Source organism: Azospirillum halopraeferens DSM 3675, assembly GCF_000429625.1.
GTDB lineage: Bacteria > Pseudomonadota > Alphaproteobacteria > Azospirillales > Azospirillaceae > Azospirillum > Azospirillum halopraeferens.
The window spans coordinates 1-19199 of record NZ_AUCF01000010.1 but is presented as its reverse complement, the minus strand read 5'-3'; the positions used below and the strand labels follow the sequence as shown (position 1 = coordinate 19199).

The 19199-nt window shown below is 72.7% G+C and carries 17 protein-coding genes; 5 read left to right on the top strand and 12 right to left on the bottom strand.

Annotated elements, in window-relative coordinates:
- Genes G472_RS0110720 through G472_RS0110710 form a run of 3 tightly spaced genes read left to right on the top strand, consistent with a single transcriptional unit; the run spans position 1 to position 2573 of the window.
- Positions 1–990, top strand: a complete 990-nt coding sequence (locus G472_RS0110720; protein ID WP_035691976.1) for an ABC transporter substrate-binding protein — start codon at positions 1–3, stop codon at positions 988–990.
- Positions 991–1005: 15 nt separating this feature from the next.
- The gene (locus tag G472_RS0110715; RefSeq protein WP_029008392.1) at positions 1006–1773 is read left to right on the top strand and encodes an SDR family oxidoreductase; all 768 of its coding nucleotides are present in this window, start codon (positions 1006–1008) and stop codon (positions 1771–1773) included.
- 41 nt (positions 1774–1814) lie between these two features.
- Positions 1815–2573: a sulfite exporter TauE/SafE family protein gene (locus G472_RS0110710; protein WP_029008391.1), complete on the top strand. Its 759-nt coding sequence runs from the start codon at positions 1815–1817 to the stop codon at positions 2571–2573.
- Here the strand turns inward: G472_RS0110710 and G472_RS0110705 are convergent.
- The 4 genes from G472_RS0110705 to G472_RS0110690 all read right to left on the bottom strand — a co-directional run bounded on the left by G472_RS0110705 (position 2544) and on the right by G472_RS0110690 (position 9177).
- Positions 2544–3815: an MFS transporter gene (locus G472_RS0110705; RefSeq protein WP_029008390.1), complete on the bottom strand. Its 1272-nt coding sequence runs from the start codon at positions 3813–3815 to the stop codon at positions 2544–2546. The genes G472_RS0110710 and G472_RS0110705 overlap by 30 nt on opposite strands.
- Before the next feature lie 241 nt (positions 3816–4056).
- Positions 4057–4899 carry an FkbM family methyltransferase gene (locus G472_RS32485; protein WP_051340675.1) on the bottom strand — a complete coding sequence of 281 codons (843 nt, stop codon included), beginning with the start codon at positions 4897–4899 and terminating at the stop codon, positions 4057–4059.
- Between the two features lie 45 nt (positions 4900–4944).
- On the bottom strand, positions 4945–8052 hold the full coding sequence (locus G472_RS32480) for an efflux RND transporter permease subunit (RefSeq protein WP_051340674.1): 3108 nt from the start codon (positions 8050–8052) through the stop codon (positions 4945–4947).
- Between the two features lie 9 nt (positions 8053–8061).
- Positions 8062–9177 (bottom strand): efflux RND transporter periplasmic adaptor subunit, encoded by a 1116-nt coding sequence (locus G472_RS0110690; protein ID WP_051340673.1) that lies wholly within the window; start codon positions 9175–9177, stop codon positions 8062–8064.
- A gap of 110 nt (positions 9178–9287) precedes the next feature.
- Between G472_RS0110690 and G472_RS0110685 the strand changes: the two genes are divergently transcribed.
- Positions 9288–10421, top strand: a complete 1134-nt coding sequence (locus tag G472_RS0110685; protein ID WP_029008388.1) for a THUMP domain-containing class I SAM-dependent RNA methyltransferase — start codon at positions 9288–9290, stop codon at positions 10419–10421.
- 9 nt (positions 10422–10430) lie between these two features.
- Here G472_RS0110685 and rbsK read toward each other — a convergent pair whose 3' ends face one another.
- The 7 genes from rbsK to G472_RS32475 form a co-directional block, all read right to left on the bottom strand.
- On the bottom strand, positions 10431–11357 hold the full coding sequence (gene rbsK / locus G472_RS0110680; protein WP_029008387.1) for a ribokinase: 927 nt from the start codon (positions 11355–11357) through the stop codon (positions 10431–10433).
- Positions 11354–12370, bottom strand: coding sequence for a LacI family DNA-binding transcriptional regulator (locus G472_RS0110675; RefSeq protein WP_029008386.1), 1017 nt, complete (start codon positions 12368–12370; stop codon positions 11354–11356). The genes rbsK and G472_RS0110675 overlap by 4 nt, the downstream gene beginning before the upstream one ends.
- Before the next feature lie 103 nt (positions 12371–12473).
- On the bottom strand, positions 12474–13358 hold the full coding sequence (gene rbsB, locus G472_RS0110670; RefSeq protein ID WP_029008385.1) for a ribose ABC transporter substrate-binding protein RbsB: 885 nt from the start codon (positions 13356–13358) through the stop codon (positions 12474–12476).
- 57 nt (positions 13359–13415) lie between these two features.
- Positions 13416–14357 carry a ribose ABC transporter permease gene (gene rbsC, locus G472_RS0110665; protein ID WP_029008384.1) on the bottom strand — a complete coding sequence of 314 codons (942 nt, stop codon included), beginning with the start codon at positions 14355–14357 and terminating at the stop codon, positions 13416–13418.
- A 22-nt stretch (positions 14358–14379) separates the two neighbouring features.
- Positions 14380–15891: a sugar ABC transporter ATP-binding protein gene (locus tag G472_RS0110660; RefSeq protein WP_051340672.1), complete on the bottom strand. Its 1512-nt coding sequence runs from the start codon at positions 15889–15891 to the stop codon at positions 14380–14382.
- Positions 15892–15904: 13 nt separating this feature from the next.
- Entirely contained in the window at positions 15905–16324 is a 420-nt protein-coding gene (gene rbsD, locus G472_RS0110655) for a D-ribose pyranase (RefSeq protein WP_029008382.1), read from the bottom strand.
- A gap of 139 nt (positions 16325–16463) precedes the next feature.
- Entirely contained in the window at positions 16464–17987 is a 1524-nt protein-coding gene (locus tag G472_RS32475; RefSeq protein ID WP_035691975.1) for a lysozyme inhibitor LprI family protein, read from the bottom strand.
- A 569-nt stretch (positions 17988–18556) separates the two neighbouring features.
- Here G472_RS32475 and G472_RS40790 point away from each other — a divergent pair.
- A complete protein-coding gene (locus tag G472_RS40790) occupies positions 18557–19009 on the top strand; it encodes a DUF4172 domain-containing protein (protein WP_425387980.1) in 453 nt (150 codons plus the stop codon).
- Here G472_RS40790 and G472_RS32470 read toward each other — a convergent pair.
- The coding region (locus G472_RS32470) for a transposase (RefSeq protein WP_029010169.1) at positions 18937–19199 on the bottom strand (263 nt) is incomplete at its 5' end. The genes G472_RS40790 and G472_RS32470 overlap by 73 nt on opposite strands.

Below are 19199 nucleotides of genomic sequence, written 5' to 3'. Positions count from 1 at the left end.
ATGAACGCGTGCCTGCGTCTCTTCGGCACCCTGGTGCTCGCCGCCGCCACCCTGATCGGCGGCGCCCGCGCCGCGGAGCCGGACAAGGTCACCGTGGCCGGCTGGAGCCAGCCCATCAGCGAGATCACCAACCTGCTGGCCGAGCCCGACAAGGGCTTTTTCCGGGCCCGCGGCATCGACCTCGGCTACGTGCCCGGCACCGGCGGCGGCTCGGCCATCCAGAACATGCTGACCGGCCAGGCCGACATCGCCTTCACCGACCCCGCGTCCTTCTACCTGGCGCTGGACAAGGGTGAGGATCTCGTCGCCATCTACAACATCTACCCGCAGAACGTCTTCAACGTGGTCTCACCGAAGGACCGCGGCATCACCGCGCCGGCCGATCTCAAGGGCAAGCGGATCGGCGTCTACAGCCTGTCCAGCGGCACCCGCCAGAACCTGCAGGTGCTGCTGCACCAATCGGGTCTCAGCGAGGCGGATGTGACCATCGAGGTGACGGGGCTGCTGAACTTCGCCCCCGTCATCCAGGGGCAGGTGGACGCCACCGCCGCCACCGACACCGGCCTGCTGGTCGCCCGCCGGAAGGGGCTGGGCGATGTCGACGTGATCGAGGTGCGCGACCACCTGAACCTGCCCAGCGACATCTTCGTGGTGACCGCCGAGGCGTACCGCACGAAGGCGCCGGTGCTGCGCCGCTTCCTGGCCGCCTACCGCGACAGCGCGCAGTGGATGATCGACAACCCGGAGGAGGCGGCCCGCCTGGCCGTCACCCGCGCCATCAACGGCCGCGACGAGGCGATGAACCTGGAGATCATCAAGCTGCGCAACGCCTCCTCCGTGTCGGCCACCACCGACGCCAGGGGGCTCGGCCATTTCGACCCGGACATCATGCAGAAGGGCGCGGACACCTTCCTGGCGCTGGGCCTCATCCGCCAGCCGCAGGACATGGCGGCGCGGGTGCGCAGCGACCTGCTTCCCGACGGACGTTAAGGCGGCGAGGGGCTCATGGACTTCCGCGACCGCACCGTCCTCGTCACCGGCGCCGGCCGGGGCATCGGGGCCGCCATCGCCCGCGCCTTCGCCGCCGCGGGGGCGACGGTCGCCGTCAACTACCGGCAGGACGCGGACTCCGCCGAGGCGGTGGCCGCCGCGTGCCGGGCGGCCGGCGGCGACGGCTGGGCGGTGCGCGCCGACGTGACCGATCCCGACGCGGTGCGCGCACTGGTGGACGCGGTGGCCGGGGAGACCGGCCGCATCGACGCGGTGGTCAACAACGCCTTCCGCCCCTACCGCTTCGACCCGGAACGGCGGCGCACCTTCACCGACACCACCTGGGACGACTACCGCTCCCAGGTGGACGGGGCAGTGCACGCCACCTACCTGGTCTGCCGGGCGGCCCTGCCGGTGATGCTGCGCCACCCCGGCGGCAGCATCGTCAACATGGCCAGCGACCTGGTGGCCCGCCCCACCGTCCCCTATCACGACTACACCACCGCCAAGGCGGCGCTGATCGGCTTCAGCCGCACCCTGGCCGCCGACCTCGGCCCGCTGGGCATCCGCGTCAACTGCGTCGCCCCCGGCCTGGTCCACCCCACCGACGCCAGCCGGAGCACGCGGGAGGAGGTCCGGGAGGCGATCATCGCCCAGACACCCCTGCGCCGCATCGCCACGCCCGACGACGTCGCCGGCCCCGTGCTGTTCCTCGCCTCGGACCGGAGCCGCTTCATGACCGGCCAGACGCTCTATGTGGACGGCGGGCTGGTGATGGGGTAAGGGGCGCCGGACATCCTGCCCCCGTCGGAGCCTGCGCCCCCGTGATCACCGACCCGCTGTTCTACCTGGCCGCCGTGCCGGCGGTCCTGCTGCTGGGGCTGGCCAAGGGCGGGCTGTCGGGGCTGGGCGTGCTGTCGCTGCCGCTGATGGCGCTGGTCGTCCCGCCGCTGGAAGCGGCGGCGGTGATGCTGCCCATCCTGCTGGTGCAGGACGTGGTGGCGGTGTGGTCCTATCGGCACACCCGGGACCGCCGCAACCTGTCCATCCTGATCCCCGCCGCCACCGTCGGCATCGTGGCCGGCTACCTGCTGGCCGCACAGGTTCCGGGCGGGGCAGTCAAGCTGGTGCTGGGCGTCATCGCCATCGTCTTCGGCGTGCAGCGCCTGATCGTCGAGCGGGGCGGCGCCGTGGTGCCCGCGGCCCCGGCAGGGACGGCGGCCGGCTGGCTGTGGGGGGCCGTGGCCGGCTTCACCAGCATGATCGCCCACGCCGGCGGTCCGCCCTTTCAGGTCTACGTCATGCCGCAGCGCCTGCCGCGCGACGTGTTCATCGGCACCAGCGTCGTCTTCTTCGCGGTGATCAACTGGATCAAGGTGCCGGCCTACGCGGCGCTGGGCCAGATGACGGCGCCGACGCTGCTGACCGCGGCGGCGCTGATGCCGCTGGCCGTCGTGGCGACGCGGGCCGGCGTGCTGCTGGTGCGCCGCCTGGACGGGCCGCTGTTCTACCGCATCGTCTATCTGCTGCTGATCGCGGTCGGCGCGAAGCTGCTATGGGACGGCGCGGCCGAGATCGCGTAGGCGGTCGATCCCGCGCAGGGCGGGGAAGCGCCAGGCCCACAGGGCGGCGATGAGGATCGCCCCGGCGCCGCCCGCCACCACCGATCCCACCGCCCCCAGCAGCACCGCCGCCACCCCGGATTCGAACTCCCCCAACTGGTTCGACGCGCCGATGAACAGGGACGAGACGGCACCGACGCGGCCGCGCATCTGGTCGGGCGTGGAGAGCTGAATCAGCGTCTGGCGCACGAAGACGCTGACCTGATCGGCCGCCCCCAGCGCCGCCAATGCGACGAAGGACAGGACGGCGTCCCGCGACAGGCCGAAGACGATGGTGGCGACGCCGAAGACCGCCACCGCCACCAGCATCTTCGGCCCGGCACGCCGCTCCACCCCCCACCGCGCCAGGGCCAGGGCCATCAGCAGCGCCCCCACCGCCGGCGCGCTGCGCAGCACCCCCAGCCCCCACGGGCCGACGTGAAGGATGTCGCCGGCGAACACCGGCAGCAGCGCCGTCGCCCCGCCCAGCAGCACCGCGAACAGGTCCAGCGAGATGGCGCCGAGGATGGCCGGCCGGCTGCGGATGAAGCCGATGCCGGCCAGCAGCGTCGACCAGCTCATGGCGCGCGGCGGCAGGTCGACCCGCCGCGGCCGCAGCCGGTGCATGGCCAGCGCCGCCAGGGCCAGCAGCGCCGTGCTCGTGCCGTAGACCACCGTCGGCCCGGCGATGTAGAGCAGCCCGCCCAGCGCCGGCCCGGCCACCGTGGCGACCTGGTGGGCGGAGGAGTACCAGGCCACCGCGTTGGGCAGTTCCTCCACCGGCACCGTAGCCGACAGCAGCGCCTGATAGCCCGGCCCCTCGAACGACTTGGCGGCGCCGATGACGAAGACGACGGAGAAGATCAGCCACGGTGTCAGCCGCCCAGCCGCCGTCAGCAGGGCCAGCGTCGCGACAGCCGCCGTGACCACCAGCAGGCAGGCCAGCAGCACCCGACGGCGATCCCGGCTGTCGACCACGTGCCCGGCCACCAGGGCGAGCGCCAGGGTGGGAAGGAACTGGAACAGCCCGACCAGCCCGAGGTCCAGCGGGTTGCCGGTCATGGCGTAGATCTGCCACCCCACCGCCACCACCTGCATCTGAAGGGCCAGGGCCGCCGCGATGCGGGCTCCCCAGAACAGGGTGAAGGCACGGTGGCGGAAGGCGGACCGGAAGCGCGACGGCGCGCCGGCGGCAGGCGGAGGGTCGTGGGAAACGCTGGTCATGGTGCGGCACGCTGTCACAGCCGCCGCGGCAGCACCAATGCGTTTCGCGGGGGGTGGGGGTGCGGGCAAAAGATCGGCCGGACACCCCCGTCGGGAAGCGCCCGGCCAGTGATGCACCACCATGAGCCCGGAGCTCCCCGGGGTCCCGCCCGGCGCTCCATGACGTCACAACACATACGTTCCCCGGCACCCCGCCATTCCCGGCACGGCCGGGGTAGCCGGAACGATCGGGGCTGTCGCGTCAGGCGCGGGACGCGGTGTTCAGCCCCTCGAAGAAGGCGTCGACGGTGTCGGCCGGACGCAGCCCCAGCGCCGGATCGGCGGCCCAATCGGGAGCGTCACCGGGGAATGCCAGAAGGTTGATGTTGATCGTTCGGCCGAACACGTTCTCGCGGCACTTCTTCCAGTTGCCGGGGGTGAACAGCAGCGGGACCATTCGGAAGGCGCGGTAGCCGGAGCTGCGCAGCCCGTCGAACCACCCGGCGATCCGTTCGGCGCTCTCCGCTTCGACGCACAGCGTCGGGCGCAGGCCGGAGATCGTCCGACGGGCGCCCTCGATCACCGAGGCTTCGGCGCCTTCCACGTCGATCTTGATAAAATCGCAGCGCTCCAGCCCGAAGCCGTCGATCGCCCGGGTCTGCGTCCGCTCCCGTCGGGCGGCCGGAGTGTCCCGGCCGATGCCGCCGAAGTTGACGGGGGTGTCCAGCGGTACCTGCGGGAAATCGACCCACCCGTCCTCCGCCCCGACGCAGAAGGGCAGCGGCTGCACGTTGGCGCAGCGGTTCATCATCAGGTTGGCGTTGAGAATCTGGAACAGGGCGCGCTGCGGCTCGAACGCCAGGACGTGGCCGCCGGGGCCGGCCAGTGCGGAAAAGTGGACGGTATGGACGCCGATGTTGGCGCCGGCGTCCACGACGGTGTCCCCCGGCCGGACGATGCGCCGGAACACCTCGTACTCCAGGCGCGCATAGTCCCCGTAGAGTTCGAGAGAGCGCCCGACATACCGGTCGTTGCGCGGGTAGAACATCCACCCCAGCCGGGTCTGCGTCAGACCGATGAGCGGATCGGAAGCGAAATCGTACACGGGGGGTGCGGTCCTTTGCCGGCCGGGCGACGGTGCCGACCGCCGTCATATCGGAAGCGGCGGCGGGCGGGAAGCCCCGCCGTCGTCGGCCGCCGGCGCGGTCGGCTGCCGCTGCGGCGGCGGGCGGATGCCGAAGAACAGGGCGTAGAGCACCGGCACCGCCACCAGGGTCAGGACGGTGGCGAAGGCCAGGCCGCCGGAGATGGTTACGGCCATGTCGACGAAGAAGGCATCGCCCAGCAGCGGCAGCATGCCGAGGATGGTGGTCCCCGCCGCCAGGGTCACCGGCCGCAGGCGGCTGACGCCGGCGTCCAGCACGGCGTCGGGGGGCGGCTTGCCGGAGGCCACCTGCCGGTCGATCTCGTCCATCAGCACGATGGCGTTCTTGATCAGCATGCCCGACAGGCTGAGCACCCCCAGCAGCGACATGAAGCCGAAGGGCAGCCCGGTCAGCAGCAGCGCCACCGTGACGCCGCAGATCGCCATGGGCACCGTCAGCCACAGGATGAGGGGCTGGCGCACCCGGCCGAACAACAGCACCGAGATGACCACCATCACCAAAAAGCCGATGGGCACCCGGGTCATCAGCGCCCCCTGGGCGTCGCGGGTGCTTTCGTGCTCGCCACCCCACTCCAGGCGGTAGCCGGGGGGCAGGGCGATGGCCTCAACGGCGGGGCGGATGCGCGCGAACGCCTCGGCGGTGGTCTGCCCGGGCGCCGGGTTGGCCTGCACGGTCAGGGTGCGCACCCGGTCGCGGCGGCGCACCAGCACCTCCTCGGCGGCGGTGTCCAGGCGGTCCAGCACCTGCATGACCGGGACATAGGCGTTCTCCGAGCGGCTCCACACCAGCCGGTCGCGCAGCGCCTCCACGTCGCCCCGCCCCTCCCCCGCGGCGCGGGCGATGATGGGCAGGGTCTCCTCGCCGGCGCGGAAGCCGCCCACCCGGATGCCGTCGGTGGCGAACTGCACCGTCTGCGCCAGATCGGCGCGGGTCACGCCGGCCAGGCGGGCGCGGTCCTCCGACAGGACGGGGACGACCACCATCTCGCGCTGGCGCCAGTCGTTCCGGATGTCGAGGATGCGGCCGTCGTCCCGCAGCACCCGCTCCGTCTCGGCCGCCAGACGCCGCAGTTCCCGCGGGTCGGGGCCGGAGAAGCGCGCGGCGATGCGCGCACCGGCACCGGGCCCGAAGACCAGCCGCTCCGACGACACCTGCGCCTCGGGGAACCGCTCCTGCACCGCGGCGACGACCCGCGGGGCCAGCGCCTCGATCGCCTCCAGGTCGGCGGCGCGCACGATCAGGTGGCCGTAGGAGGGGTTCGCCGGCTCCGGCGCGTAGGTGAGCATGAAGCGGGTGGCGCCGCGGCCGACGAAGGCGCTCACCGCCTCGGTCTCCGGCTGGGCCAGCACGATCTCCTCGACCGCGCGCAGGTCGCGGTCGACGGCGCGGATGTCGGTGCCCTGGGGCAGCCAGTAGTGCACATAGAACAGCGGCGTGTTGGAGTTGGGGAAGAACCCCTGGTTGACGAAGCCGAAGCCGTAGACGCTCGCCACGGTGATCGCCGCCAGCGCCCCGATGGTCAGCCAGCGCGCCCGCAGCGCCGCCGCCAGCACGCCGCGGTAGGCGGTGTAGAGCCGGCCGTCATAGGGGTCGGCGCCCGGCGCCGCCGGGGTCACGCGGAACAGGTACTTGCCGAACAGCGGCGTGACGGTGATGGCCAGCACCCAGCTCAGCAGCAGGGCGATGCCGATCACCGCGAACAGGGAGAACAGGAATTCCCCCGTGGTGTCCTGCGACAGGCCGATGCCGGAAAAGGCCATGATGCCGATGACGGTGGCGCCCAGCAGCGGCCACTGGGTCTGCCGCACCACGTCCATGGCGGCCTGAAGACGGGTGCGCCGCCGCTGCATGCCGATCAGCATGCCCTCGGCCACCACGATGGCGTTGTCCACCAGCATGCCCATGCCGATGATCAGCGCACCCAGGGAGATGCGCTCCAGCTCGATGCCGAACACCCGCATGACGAACACGGTGCCCAGCACGGTCAGCAGCAGCACCGACCCCACCACCACCCCGGCGCGCCATCCCATGAACAGGCACAGGGCGCCGATGACGATGGCGACCGAGGCCGCCAGGTTCAGCACGAAGCCCGACACCGCCGCGTCCACCACCGCGGCCTGGTCGTAGATGGGGTGCAGTTCGACGCCCACCGGCAGGAACGGTTGCAGCGCCGCCAGGCGGGCGGCGACCGCCTCCCCCACCTCCACCACGTTGGCGGTGGCGACGGCGGCGACGCCCAGGGTCACCGCCTCGTGCCCGTTATGGCGGACGCGGTGGTCGGGGCGCTCGACCGGCGCCAGGGTGACCGTGGCGATGTCGCCCAGCCGGATCATCTCGGTCGATCCGGGAACGCCGAAGATCAGGTCCTCCACCGCGCCGACCGTGGGAAAGGCGCTGCCCACGGGAATGCGCACGCGCCGGTCGCCCGAGCGCGCCGCCCCGGTGGGCTGCACCGCGTTCTCCACGTCGAGAAGCTGCATCAGCCGGTCGATGGGCAGGCCCATCTGCACCAGCCGGTCGTGCGCCACCTCGACGTGGATGTTCTCCTGCGGCTCGCCGGCGGTGGCGACCTTGGCGACGCCGGGCACGGTCAGCAGCTCCCGCCGCAGGGACCGGGCGATGGCGCGCACCTCCCCCGGGGCGTAGCCGGGGGCGGTCAGGGCGTAGAACAGGCCGTAGACGTCGCCGTAATCGTCATGCACCGCCGGCGGGCCGGCACCCGGCGGCAAGCTGCCGGCCGCGTCGCCGACGTAGCGGCGCAGCTCGTCCCAGATCTGGGGCATGACGGCGCTCCGGAACTCCCGCCGGATCTCCACCGTGATCTCCGACACCCCCGGCTTCGACACGGAGGTGACGCGCTCCAGTTGCGGCATCTGCTGGATGGCGGATTCCAGCCGTTCGGTGACCTCCTCCTCCACCTCCATAGCGGAGGCGCCGGCGTAGGGGGTGATGACCTGCGCCTGCTTGATGGTGAAGGCCGGGTCTTCCAGGCGCCCGATGGTGAGCAGCCCCCAGACGCCGCCCAGCAGGCAGGCCAGGACGATCAGCCAGACGTTGACGGGCCGCCGGATCGATGCGCGCGCGATGTTCACGGGTGGCCCTCACTCGCTCGCCACGGGCACGCCGTCCAGGGGACGCACGGGCATGCCGTCCTGCAGGTAGGGCACGCCGGCGGTGACGATGCGCTCCCCCGGCGCCAGGCCGGACAGCACCGGCACCCGGTCGGCGCGCGCCGTGCCGACCGTCACCGGGCGCGCCCGCACCGTGCCGGCGTCCTCGTCCAGCACCCAGACGATGAAGCGGCCGTCCGGATCGGTCCCGAGCGCCGTGGGCGGAACGCTGACCGATGCCGCCGCTCCGTTGCCGCGCCAGCGGTCCAGCACCGCCACCACGGTGGCGGACATGCCCGGCAGGATCACCCCGGCCTCCGGCCGCGGCATGCCGAAGGTGATGCGGTAGGTCTGCGTCACCGCGTTCGGTTCGGTCGCGTGCTCGCGGTAGGCCAGGGGGTAGCGCCGGCGCTCCGGAAAGGGAAACTCCGCCTCCAGCGACAGCACGTCCTGCGCGCGGAAGGTGGCGAGCAGCGCCTCGGGCACGTCGGCCACCACCCGCACCTCGGTGACGTCCTGGGCGCGCACCACCTCCTGCCCCGCCTGGACGTCGGTGTGGTTGGCCACCAGGCGCCGCGCGATGATCGCGTCGAAGGGCGCCGGCAGGCGCGTGTGCTCCAGGTCCTGGCGGGCGTTCTCCAGGGCTACGGCGGCCAGGTCCAGGTCGGTCTGCGCCTGTTCCAGCGCCTGTTCGGAGGCGATGCCCCGCTCGCGCAGGGTGGAGCGCCGCTCGAACTCCTGGCGCGCCGCGGTCAGGCGCACCTGCGCCTCGCGCACCGCCCGCTCGAAGGGCGCCGGGTCGAGGGCGGCGATGACGCCGCCGCGCGGCACCTCCTGCCCCTCCTGCACCGGCAGCTCGACCAGCCGACCCGGCACCCGGAAGGACAGGCCGACGGTCTGCACCGTGGTCACCCGCCCGACGAAGCGGCGGACCTCCGGTGCGGCGTCGTCCTGCACGGTGGCGACGCGCACCGGCCGCGGCTGCGGCGCCGCGTCGCCGGCCGTGTCCGGCGCCGGTCCGCAGGCGATCGGAACAAGGAGGAGGAGCAACGCCGCCACCGGCATCCGGCGCCGGTGCGCGGCGGTGTGATCGGTCGCTCCGTCCATGAATCCTCCTGGTCTCCGGTCCCCTGAACGTACCGCCGGAGCCATCTGTTTCAAGGCAAGCGGTGAGAAAGGAGTCGCCGGCCGGATGCCGGCGCGATATCCAGGGCGCCATGGACAGCGATGCCGCCTTCGAGATCTTCGTCGTGACCGCCCCCGGCCTGGAACCCGCCCTGTGCGCGGAGCTGCAGGCGCTGGGCTTCGCCGACCCCGTACCCGTCAAGGGCGGCGTGACCGTCCGCGGCGGCTGGCCGGAGGTGTGGCGGGCCAACCTGGAGGTGCGCGGCGCCACCCGCGTGCTGGCGCGCATCGGCGCCTTCCGCGCCTTCCACCTGGCGCAGCTCGACAAGCGGGCGCGGCGGGTGCCGTGGGGCGACGTCCTGCGCCCCGACGTGCCGGTGCGCGTGGAGGCGTCGTGCAAGGGCTCGCGCATCTACCACGCGGGCGCGGCGGCCCAGCGCATCGAGCGGGCGATCCGGGAGGAGCTGGGCGCCCCCGCCCCCACCGACGCGGACGCCGACACCGCGGTGGTGCTGAAGGCGCGCATCGACGACGACCTCTGCACCCTCAGCCTCGACACCTCCGGCGAGTCCCTGCACAAGCGCGGCCACAAGGAGGCGGTCCACAAGGCGCCGATGCGCGAGACCATGGCGGCCCTGTTCCTGCGTCTGTGCGGCTTCGACGGGGCCGAGCCGGTGGTGGACCCCATGTGCGGGTCGGGCACCTTCGTCATCGAGGCGGCGGAGATCGCCGCCGGCCTGCTGCCCGGCCGGTCGCGGCACTTCGCCTTCGAACGCCTGGCCAGCTTCGACCCGGCGGCGTGGGAGCGCCTGCGCGTCCGCGAAACCGCCGCGGCACCGCCGCCGGCCGTGCGCTTCCACGGCAGCGACCGCGACGCCGGCGCCATCGCGCTCAGCCGGGGCAACGCGGAGCGGGCGGGCGTCGCCGGCCTGGTCGCCTTCCGGCAGCACGCGATCAGCGATCTCACCCCGCCGGACGGCCCGCCCGGCCTGGTCATCGTCAACCCGCCCTATGGCGCCCGGATCGGCGAGGCCCGCCAGCTTCTTCCGCTCTATCAGACGCTGGGGAAGACGTTGCTGGCCCGCTTCGGCGGCTGGCGGGTGGGGCTGGTGACCAGCGACGCCGCGCTGGCCCGCTCCACCGGCCTGCCCTTCGGCCCGCCCGACGCCCCGGTGTCCCACGGCGGCGTGCGGGTGACGCTGTACCGGACCGGCCCGCTGCCCTGAACGGGCGGATCAGCCCAGCAGGGCCGCCACCTCCGCCGCGGTCGGGGCCGATTCCGCAGCGCCGGCGCGGGTGGTGGCCAGCGCGCCGCAGGCGGCGGCGAAGCGCACCGCTGCCGGCAGGTCGTCGCCGCGGGCCAGTGCGACGGCGAGTCCGCCGTTGAAGCTGTCGCCCGCCGCCACGGTGTCCACCGCGGTCACCGGGAAGGGCGGCACGAATCCGCTGCCGGCCGGCCCCCGGTACCAGACGCCCCTGGCCCCCAGCTTGACGATGGCGACGGACAGTCCCCGCTCCGCCAGCCGGTCGGCCGCGGCGGCCGCATCCCGGGGGTCGGCGGGGCGGATGCCCACCAGGGCCTCGGTCTCCGTCTCGTTGGGGGTCATGACGTCGACCGCCCGGAAGACGTCGGCGGGCAGGCCGCCATGCGGCGCCGGGGCGGGGTCCAGAATGACGCGGCCGCCGCCGGCGCGCACCGCCGCCGCCGCCGCCAGCGCCGCATCCTGCGGGATTTCGAGCTGCAACAGCAGCACCGCGGCGCTGCCGAACAGGTCCCCCGCCGCCGCCACGTCCCCTGCGCTCACCGCCATGTTGGCGCCGCCGACCACGGTGATGCAGTTCTCGCCGGACGATTCCACCCCGATCACGGCGATGCCGGTGGGGTTGCCGGGGTCGCTCAACAGATGGCCGGTGCGGACATGGAAGTCGGCCAGCCGGCGGCGCGCCATGGCGCCGAAGGCGTCGTCGCCGATCCGCCCGACCATCTCGACCGCGGCGCCCAGGCGGGACGCGGCGGCGGCCTGGTTGGCGCCCTTGCCGCCCAGGCCCATGGCATAGCCGGTGCCGTGCACCGTCTCGCCGGGGCGGGGCAGCCGGTCGCAGTAGGCGCAGACGTCGATGTTGACGCTGCCGAAGACGACGATGGGACGGGACGCGGTCATGGAAGCCTCGCAGGGGGCCGGCCGACCGAGGCGCGGAGCACCAGGTCGGGCGGCAGGGACAGCAGGTCCGGCAACGGCCGGTCGTGCTCCAGGTGGTCGATCAGCAGTTCCGCCGCGCGCGCCCCCAACAGGGCCGCCGACTGGCGTACGGTGGTGAGCGGCGGGGTGAGGTAGGCGGCCAGTTCGATGTCGTCGTAGCCCATGACCGACAGCCGCTCCGGCACCGGCAGCCCGCGCTCCGCCGCGGCGCGCAGCGCGCCCACCGCCATCAGGTCGTTGAAGGCGAACACCGCATCGGGCGGTGCCGCGCCGTCCAGCAGGGCGGCGGCCGCCGCGTAGCCGCCGGCGATGGTCAGGTCCGCCGTGCGCACCAGCGCCGGGTCGAGCGTCAGCCCGGCGGCGCGCAGGCCCTCGGTGAAACCGGCCAGCCGGGCGCGGGAGCGGGGATGGCGCGCCGGACCGGTGATGCAGGCGATGCGGCGGAAGCCGCGCTGCGCCAGCAGGCCGGCGGCCAGCCGCCCGCCCAGCGCGGAATCGTCGGCCACCGCGCAGGCCCCCGGCTGCGGATCGGAATCGAGCAGCAGCAGCGGCAGGGCCGGGGCGCGGTCGCGGACCCGGTCGAGAAAACCCAGATCGGCGTTGCTGGCCATCACCGCCAGCCCGTCGATGCGGCGGCCGTGCAGCGCCTCGAAGGCGCGGAGCTGCTTGTCCGGATCGTCGTCGGTGTTGCACAGGATCAGGCTGTAGCCGCGGTCGGAGCTGGCCGTCTCCAGCCCGTGGATGACCTGCGCGAAAAAGGGGTTGGAGCTGGCGGTGACGATCATCCCCAGGGTGCGGGTGCGGTTGCCCTTCAGCGCACGGGCGATGCCGTTGGGGGCGTAGCCCAGCCGCTCGATGGCCTCGCGCACCAGCCGCTCCGTCTCCGGCGCGACGAAGCGGGTGGCGTTGAGAACGTGGGACACCGTGCTCACCGACACGCCCGCCGCACCGGCCACATCCCTGATGGTCACCATGGATCCGCTCCGCCGGCATCCCCGTCCGGCACCGCACCCCGCGGCTGCCGGACGGGAACAGCTCCCTGATTCCGGGTACGGCCGTCACGACCGTCCGGAACCGCTATTGCTTCGTCACCACCTTCAGCTCGACCGGGGTGTAGGCCGGGACCGTCTCGCCCTTCAGCACCCTGGCGGCGGTCTCGACGCCCTTCTCGCCGATCAGGCCGGCCTGCTGGGCGACGGTCGCCGCCAGCGCACCGGCTTCGACGGCCGCCGTTCCCTCATCCGTGCCGTCGAAGCCGACCACCGGGATGGTGCGCCCCGACGCCTGGATCGCCTTGGCGGCGCCCAGCGCCATCTCGTCGTTGTGGGCGAACACCGCGTCGATCTTCGCCTGGGCCTGGAGGATGTTCTCCATCACGTTCAGCGCCTTGGTGCGGTCGAAGTCGGCGGGCTGGCTGGCCACGACCTTCAGCCCGGCGGCGGCGTCCACCACCTCGCGGAAGCCCTGGCCGCGGTCGCGGGCGGCCGAGGCGCCGGGAAGCCCCTGGAGTTCCACCACGGCGCCTTCGCCCTTCAGCATGTCGACGACGAGCTGCCCGGCCATGCGGCCGCCGGCCACGTTGTCGGAGGCGATGTGCGACACCACCTCGCCGCCGTTGGCCGAGCGGTCGAGGGTGACGACCGGGATCTGCGCCCGGTTGGCCGCCCGCACCGCCGAGCGCACCGCGTCGGAATCGGTGGGGTTGACCAGCAGCAGCTTGACCTTCTTGCTCACCACGTCCTCGACGTTGGCCAGCTCGCGGGCCGGGTCGTTCTGGGAATCGAGGACCAGCAGGGTGTAGCCCAGCTCCTTCGCCTTGGCCTCCGCGCCGTTCTTCAGCGTCACGAAGAACGGGTTGTTGAGGGTGGACACGACGAGGGCGATGGTGTCCGCGGCGCGGGCTTCGGCCGCCCCCACCAGGGCGGTGGCCGCGACGACCGCGGCGGTCAGGAACGTACGCATGGTTGGGCTCTCCTTCCTCGTTGTTGTCGGACCCGGCCGGTGTGGGGCCGGACCGGTTCACTGCGACCGGCGGCCGTCGGCGAGCACCGCCAGCAGGATGACCGCCCCCTTGGCGATCATCTGGTAATAGGAGGACACGTCCATCAGGTTCAGCGCGTTGTTCAGCACGCCGATGATGAGCGCGCCGACCAGCGTGCCGAACAGGGTGCCCCGGCCGCCGGCCAGGCTGGTGCCGCCGACCACCACCGCGGCGATCGCGTCCAGCTCGTAGCCGGCGCCGGCGGTGGGCTGGGCGCTTTCCAGCCGGGCGGTGAGGATCACCCCGGCCAGCGCCGCCAGCAGGCCGGCCACGCCGTAGATGGCGACCTTCTGCACGCCCACCCGGATGCCCGACAGGCGGGCCACCACCTCGTTGCCGCCCACGGCGTAGGTGTAGCGGCCGAAGCGGGTGCGGGTGAGGACCAGGCCGAAGACGGTGAAGACCAGGGCGGCAATGACCACCGGGACGGGAATGCCCGCCACATAGCCGCCGCCGACGCTCCAGAACGCGTCCGCCCCGGCGCCGGTGCCGGTGGTGATCGGCCGGCCGTCGGTGAAGACCAGGGTGGCACCGCGCAGCATGGTCATGGCGACCAGGGTGGCGACGAAGGGCTGCACCCCGCCGAACCCGACCACCGCCCCGTTCATGGCCCCCAGCCCGGCCCCCAGCAGCAGGGTGAGGGATATGGCCAGCCACACCGACACGTCGCCCGCCACCAGCCAGGCGCAGACCGCGCCGCACAGGGCCAGCACGGAGCCGACCGACAGGTCGATGCCGCCGGACAGGATGACGTAGGTCATGCCCACGGCGATGACCGCGTTGATCGAGGTCTGGCGCAGGATGTTCAGCAGGTTGTCGACGGTCAGGAAGCTGGGGCTCATGACCGCCACGGCGGTCATCAGCACGATCAGGCCGATCAGCGGCTTGTTGCGCGACAGAACCTGCAGCGGCGCGTTCATCCCGTGTCTCCCCTTTCCGTCTTCAGCCGACCGCACGGGCCATGATCGCCTCCTGGGTCGCCTCGCCCCGCGCGAAGCGGCCGGTCAGCCGCCCGCCGGCCATCACCAGGATGCGGTCGGACAGCCCCAGCAGCTCCGGCATGTCGGAAGACATCAGCAGGATGCACAGACCGCCGGCCTTCAGTTCGTTGATCAGGCCATAGATCTCGCGCCGGGCGCCGACGTCGACGCCGCGCGTCGGCTCGTCCAGGATCACCACCCGCGGCGACAGCATCAGCGCCTTGGCCAGCGACACCTTCTGCTGGTTGCCGCCGGACAGGGTGCGGACCTCGGCGCCGATGCCGCGGGCCCTGACCGCGAAGGCGGCCATGAAGCGGTCGACCGCGGCCCGTTCGTCGGCACGGCGGATCACCCCGCCGGGGCGGCAGAACCGCGCCAGCGCCGCCAGCGACATGTTGGTGCGGATGGAATGGGGCTGGATCAGCCCCTCCGCCTTACGGTCCTCGGGCACATAGGCGATGCCGGCGGTGATGCCGTCGCGGGGGTGGCGCAGCCGCACCTCTTGCCCGTCGACCCGGATGCGGCCGGCGCGCAGCGGGCTGGCGCCGAAGATGGCTTTGCCCAGTTCGGTGCGCCCGGCGCCCATCAGCCCGGCGAAGCCGACGATCTCGCCGCCCGCGGCGGTGAAGCTGACGTCGCGCACCCCCTCGGCGCTCACCCCCTCCACCGCCAGCCGTTCGGGGCCGGGGGGACAGGCGAGATAGGGGTACTGGTCGGTGATGGCGCGCCCGACCATGTGGCGGATCAGGGTCGCCTCGTCCAGTTCCGCCACCGGGCCGCGGTGCACCGTGCGGCCGTCGCGCAGCACGGTGACGGAGTCGCACAGCGTGAAGATCTCGCCCAGCCGGTGGGAGATGTAGACGATGCCCTTGCCCTCCGCCTTCAGGCCGCGGATCACCTCGAACAGGACGGCGGTTTCCACGTCGGTCAGGGCGTCGGTGGGCTCGTCCATGATCAGCAGGCGGGCGTCCAGCGACAGGGCGCGGGCGATCTCCACCATCTGCTGCTGACCGACGCTGAGGGTGCCGACCGGCCGGTCGACGTCGATGGGCTGGCGCAGGCGGGCCAGCAGGGCGGCGGCATCGCGGCGCAGGCGCGCCCGGTCGATCAGCCCCAGCCGGGTCAGCGGCTCGCGCCCCAGCCCGATGTTCTCGGCCACCGTCAGGTGCGGCAGCAGGTTCAGCTCCTGGTGGATCATGGCGATGCCCGCGTCCATCGCCCGGCGGGGCGTGGCGAAGCCGGCGGGGCCGCCGCGCCATGTCATCGTCGTGGCGCGGTCGGCGGTGATGATGCCGGTGACGATGCGCATCAGGGTGGATTTGCCGGCGCCGTTCTCGCCGATCAGCGCCATGATCTCGCCGGCGCGCAGGCTGAAATCCACCCCTTCCAGGACGGACACGCCGTTGAACGCCTTGTCGACCCCGCGCAGGTCGAGGATCGCATCGGGATCGGGTGTGCCGGGTGCCGGAGCCATGGCGCCCTCGCCGTCAGAAGGTGACACCGGAAACCAGGAGGATGTTGGCGTAGGGGCTGCACTCGCCCGTCCGCACCACCGCCGCGGAGTCGGCAGTCAGGCCCTTGAAGGCCGCGTGCGGCACCTCCTCCAGCCCGATCGGGCGGCCCTGAGCGGTGCCCATCCGCGCCAGCCGGCCGGCCAGCAGGGCCCGCAGCTCCGGGTTGGCGGCGGCCATCTCCGCGGCGATCACCGCCCGCTCCACCATCATCTCCTCCGCCACGGCGTCGAGGACCTGAAGGAACGAGGGCACGCCCGGCGTCACCGCCAGGTCGATGCGCAGCGGCCCGGCGGGCACCGGCAGCCCCGCGTCGGCGATCACCAGCGACTGCGTGTGCCCCAGCGACGCGATGGCGTGGCTGAGCGGCGCGTTGAGAAGACCGATCCGTTTCATGGCGCCCGCCTCCCCTTCCCGACGCAACATCGACGAGCCTATGACCATCGAACCGTTTGCGCAAACGTTTGCGTCGCCGCGCCGCAGCAATTCGTCGCTGCGGCGCAGCAGGATGGCGAGGGGAAACGCGCAGGGGCGGTCAGCGCACCGGGGTCAGCCGGAACGGCGGGGTGCCGTCCATGCGCACCAGGACGCTTCCGTCGGCGAGGCGCAGCGCGTCGAAGCTGACGTCCGGCGTCTCCCCCACCGTCACGGTGACGGCGTCGAGGGGGGCCGCGGGGGCGGCGGGCGGAGCGGCGCCGCGGGCGGCGGCGAGCAGGGCGGTGCGGGCGTCGTCTTCGGCGGGTCCGGCCTCCGGCCCGTGGCACTCCCCGGCGCCGGCGACGCAGAGCCGGTCGGCGGCGATGGTCAGGCGTCCCTGCGCGGCGTTGAAGGGAGACGGCGCCTCGCCCGCGCCGCGGCCGCCACCGAGAGTCCACGCCCGGGTGCCGTGCAGCCAGTCGGGCACGCGGGTGTCGGATTCCAGGTCGATGGTGTCCGCGACGAACTCGGCGGTGATGAGGAGGACCGCGCCGACGGCCCCGCGGGCGGCGGTTCGCGCCGCCTCCGGCGCCAGGCCGTGACGGGTGGCCATCACGGTTTCCACCTCGCGCAGCGCGCCGTCCAATACCGCGGTGAAGCGTTCCTGCCAGCCTCCGCCCACCCAGCGGGGGTTGCGCCAGGCGCGGATGATGGCGACCGCCTCGTCCAGCGTCCCGGCATCCCGGAAGCCGCCGGGATCGACCGCTGCCCTCAGTTCGGTGACGGCGATCGCCCGCCCGAAGGTGGACCGGATGGTGCCGGTGCGCCCATAGGCGGTGCCGACCAGCGGGTCGATGAGCGCCGACACCGCCTGCCACGCCGCGGTATCGAACGGTCCGCCGTCCGCCGGACAGTCCGGCATCGGCGCGGCCCCGTCGCGCGACGAGCCGTAGATGGGCTGCACCGCGTCCCACGCCGCCTCGCCGTGGCGCAGCAGGACGAAGCAGGGGATGGCGGTGCCATACACGTCGTTCACCAGGCGCAGCGCGGTGAGGAACCCTTCGTCGGTGTTCAGGTCCTGGTCGGCGGCGATGGACGCGGGGAAGGAATCGGTGAGGCCGCCGATGGCCCCCGACAGGGTGGCTGCCGCGGCCGCCGGGTCGGGCCGCGGGCCGTAGCGCCGGACATAGGCCAGCCACGCCTGCCCCGGCGGCCCCCGCCGCTCGGCCAGCGCCGCCGCCGCGTCGCCGGGCCGGTCGGGGATGGAGCGGACGAGGTCCGCCAGCGCCGCGTACGCCGGCTCCACCGCCGCCTCCAGGTCCCCGGCGCGCGCCTGCATGGTCTGCGCCAGACAGGCGCCCGGGGCCGGCCGGCCGGCGCAGGCGTTGCGCACCGTGGTCAGCCACTCCCGCTGCCCGGCCCGCAGCCGCGCCCGCTCCGCATCGCCGACGGCGCCCATCAGTTCGGCGTAGGCTTCGGCGATGCGCCGGTCGAGCGTCCCCAGCGCCTCATCGGCGCAGATGGCCCGTTCCACCGGCGTCCCCGCCGCCCGGCAATCGAAGGACGGCGCCGCCCGCACGACACCACCGCCCGCAACGGCCATGCCCAGCCCGGCCAGCACCGCGACACCGACGATCCGCATGCTGCACTCCCCCGCCCCGCCCCCGCCCCACTCCGCCGACCGCGCCGGCCCGTGGCTCGCCATACCCGAGGTGTGACATGCGGACGGAGTGGTCGCAAGGGCGGGCTTGGCCGTGACGGAGCGGTTCACGCCCCACCTCATCTATGGCCGGGACGGGGAGCGTCCGGTCGGGTACAACGATGCGCGGGGCAGTGGCGACCACCGGCATGTCTACGGTGACGAAGCCCCGCACGGCTTCCCAACCTTCGGCGGGTTGTGTCGCCCGCGACGTGGAAATCATCAGGGGAGACCCGCCATGACCGGCCACATAATCGCCGTTGGGACGACGTGGCGGTCGATTTCGGGGGCGATGTCTACAGCGTAGCCCGAATGGTCGGCGCCCCCGCCAGGACCGTTGCGGCACGGTCGGGCGATTCGGACGGGTTGCCCTCTGTTGAACAGACGAAATCCATGATTGCCGCCCACGTGACGGCAACTGTGCGGGACGATACCCACGGCATGACGCGTTGCCGGGACGCTGCGGCGATTAAGGGCAGCATTCGCCGCATGCGGTGCGGTGATTATTGCCGATGCGGGGATTGGAGGGCATAATCTCCGCAAGGAGTGCGGCGATTATGGCATTCATCCATGAACGGCCCGAGTGGCCGTCTTTCTCGTGGGACAGCGAGGCGCTGTCCATGATCCTGGCGGATGTCCGCCACCGACAAGGCCGTTTGCTGGGACGCATGGAAGCCCTTGGTTTCGACGTGCGGGCGGAGGCGAGTCTGACGACCCTCACCAGCGATGTTGTGAAGACCTCGGCCATCGAAGGGGAAAGCCTTGATCCTGCCGAGGTGCGGTCCTCAATCGCGCGGCGACTGGGAATCGATGCGGGGGGATTGGATCGTGCCCCGGCACGTGGTGTACGAGCGAAGGGGTTGGTCATCGCTCTCCGGCGGGTTGAGCCGGGTCAGGTTGCCACGGCGGACAACCTGGAAACGTCATTATGCCCCAGTGGCGTCATGGTCTCCAAGCTCATGTAGCGGCGGCTGGCCGCCCACTCATCATTTTGCTCCAGCAGGATGGCCCCTCCCAATCGGAAGATCGCCGCTTCATTGGGGAAGATGACGACGACATCGGTGCGCCGCTTGAACTCGCCGTTGACGCGCTCGAGGGGATTGGTCGAGCTGATCTTGGTCCAATGGTCGGGATGGAAGTCCATGTAGGCCAGGA

Excerpts from the sequence above, each read along its gene's own strand:
- G472_RS0110690 (WP_051340673.1), bottom strand. The coding sequence starts at position 9,177 with ATGGACGGAGCGACCGATCACACCGCCGCGCACCGGCGCCGGATGCCG.
- G472_RS0110660 (WP_051340672.1), bottom strand. The coding sequence starts at position 15,891 with ATGGCTCCGGCACCCGGCACACCCGATCCCGATGCGATCCTCGACCTG.
- rbsD (WP_029008382.1), bottom strand. The coding sequence starts at position 16,324 with ATGAAACGGATCGGTCTTCTCAACGCGCCGCTCAGCCACGCCATCGCG.
- G472_RS0110715 (WP_029008392.1), top strand. The coding sequence starts at position 1,006 with ATGGACTTCCGCGACCGCACCGTCCTCGTCACCGGCGCCGGCCGGGGC.
- G472_RS0110685 (WP_029008388.1), top strand. The coding sequence starts at position 9,288 with ATGGACAGCGATGCCGCCTTCGAGATCTTCGTCGTGACCGCCCCCGGC.
- G472_RS32475 (WP_035691975.1), bottom strand. The coding sequence starts at position 17,987 with ATGCGGATCGTCGGTGTCGCGGTGCTGGCCGGGCTGGGCATGGCCGTT.
- rbsB (WP_029008385.1), bottom strand. The coding sequence starts at position 13,358 with ATGCGTACGTTCCTGACCGCCGCGGTCGTCGCGGCCACCGCCCTGGTG.
- rbsC (WP_029008384.1), bottom strand. The coding sequence starts at position 14,357 with ATGAACGCGCCGCTGCAGGTTCTGTCGCGCAACAAGCCGCTGATCGGC.
- G472_RS0110720 (WP_035691976.1), top strand. The coding sequence starts at position 1 with ATGAACGCGTGCCTGCGTCTCTTCGGCACCCTGGTGCTCGCCGCCGCC.
- rbsK (WP_029008387.1), bottom strand. The coding sequence starts at position 11,357 with ATGACCGCGTCCCGTCCCATCGTCGTCTTCGGCAGCGTCAACATCGAC.
- G472_RS0110705 (WP_029008390.1), bottom strand. The coding sequence starts at position 3,815 with ATGACCAGCGTTTCCCACGACCCTCCGCCTGCCGCCGGCGCGCCGTCG.
- G472_RS0110675 (WP_029008386.1), bottom strand. The coding sequence starts at position 12,370 with ATGGTGACCATCAGGGATGTGGCCGGTGCGGCGGGCGTGTCGGTGAGC.
- G472_RS40790 (WP_425387980.1), top strand. The coding sequence starts at position 18,557 with ATGCGGGGATTGGAGGGCATAATCTCCGCAAGGAGTGCGGCGATTATG.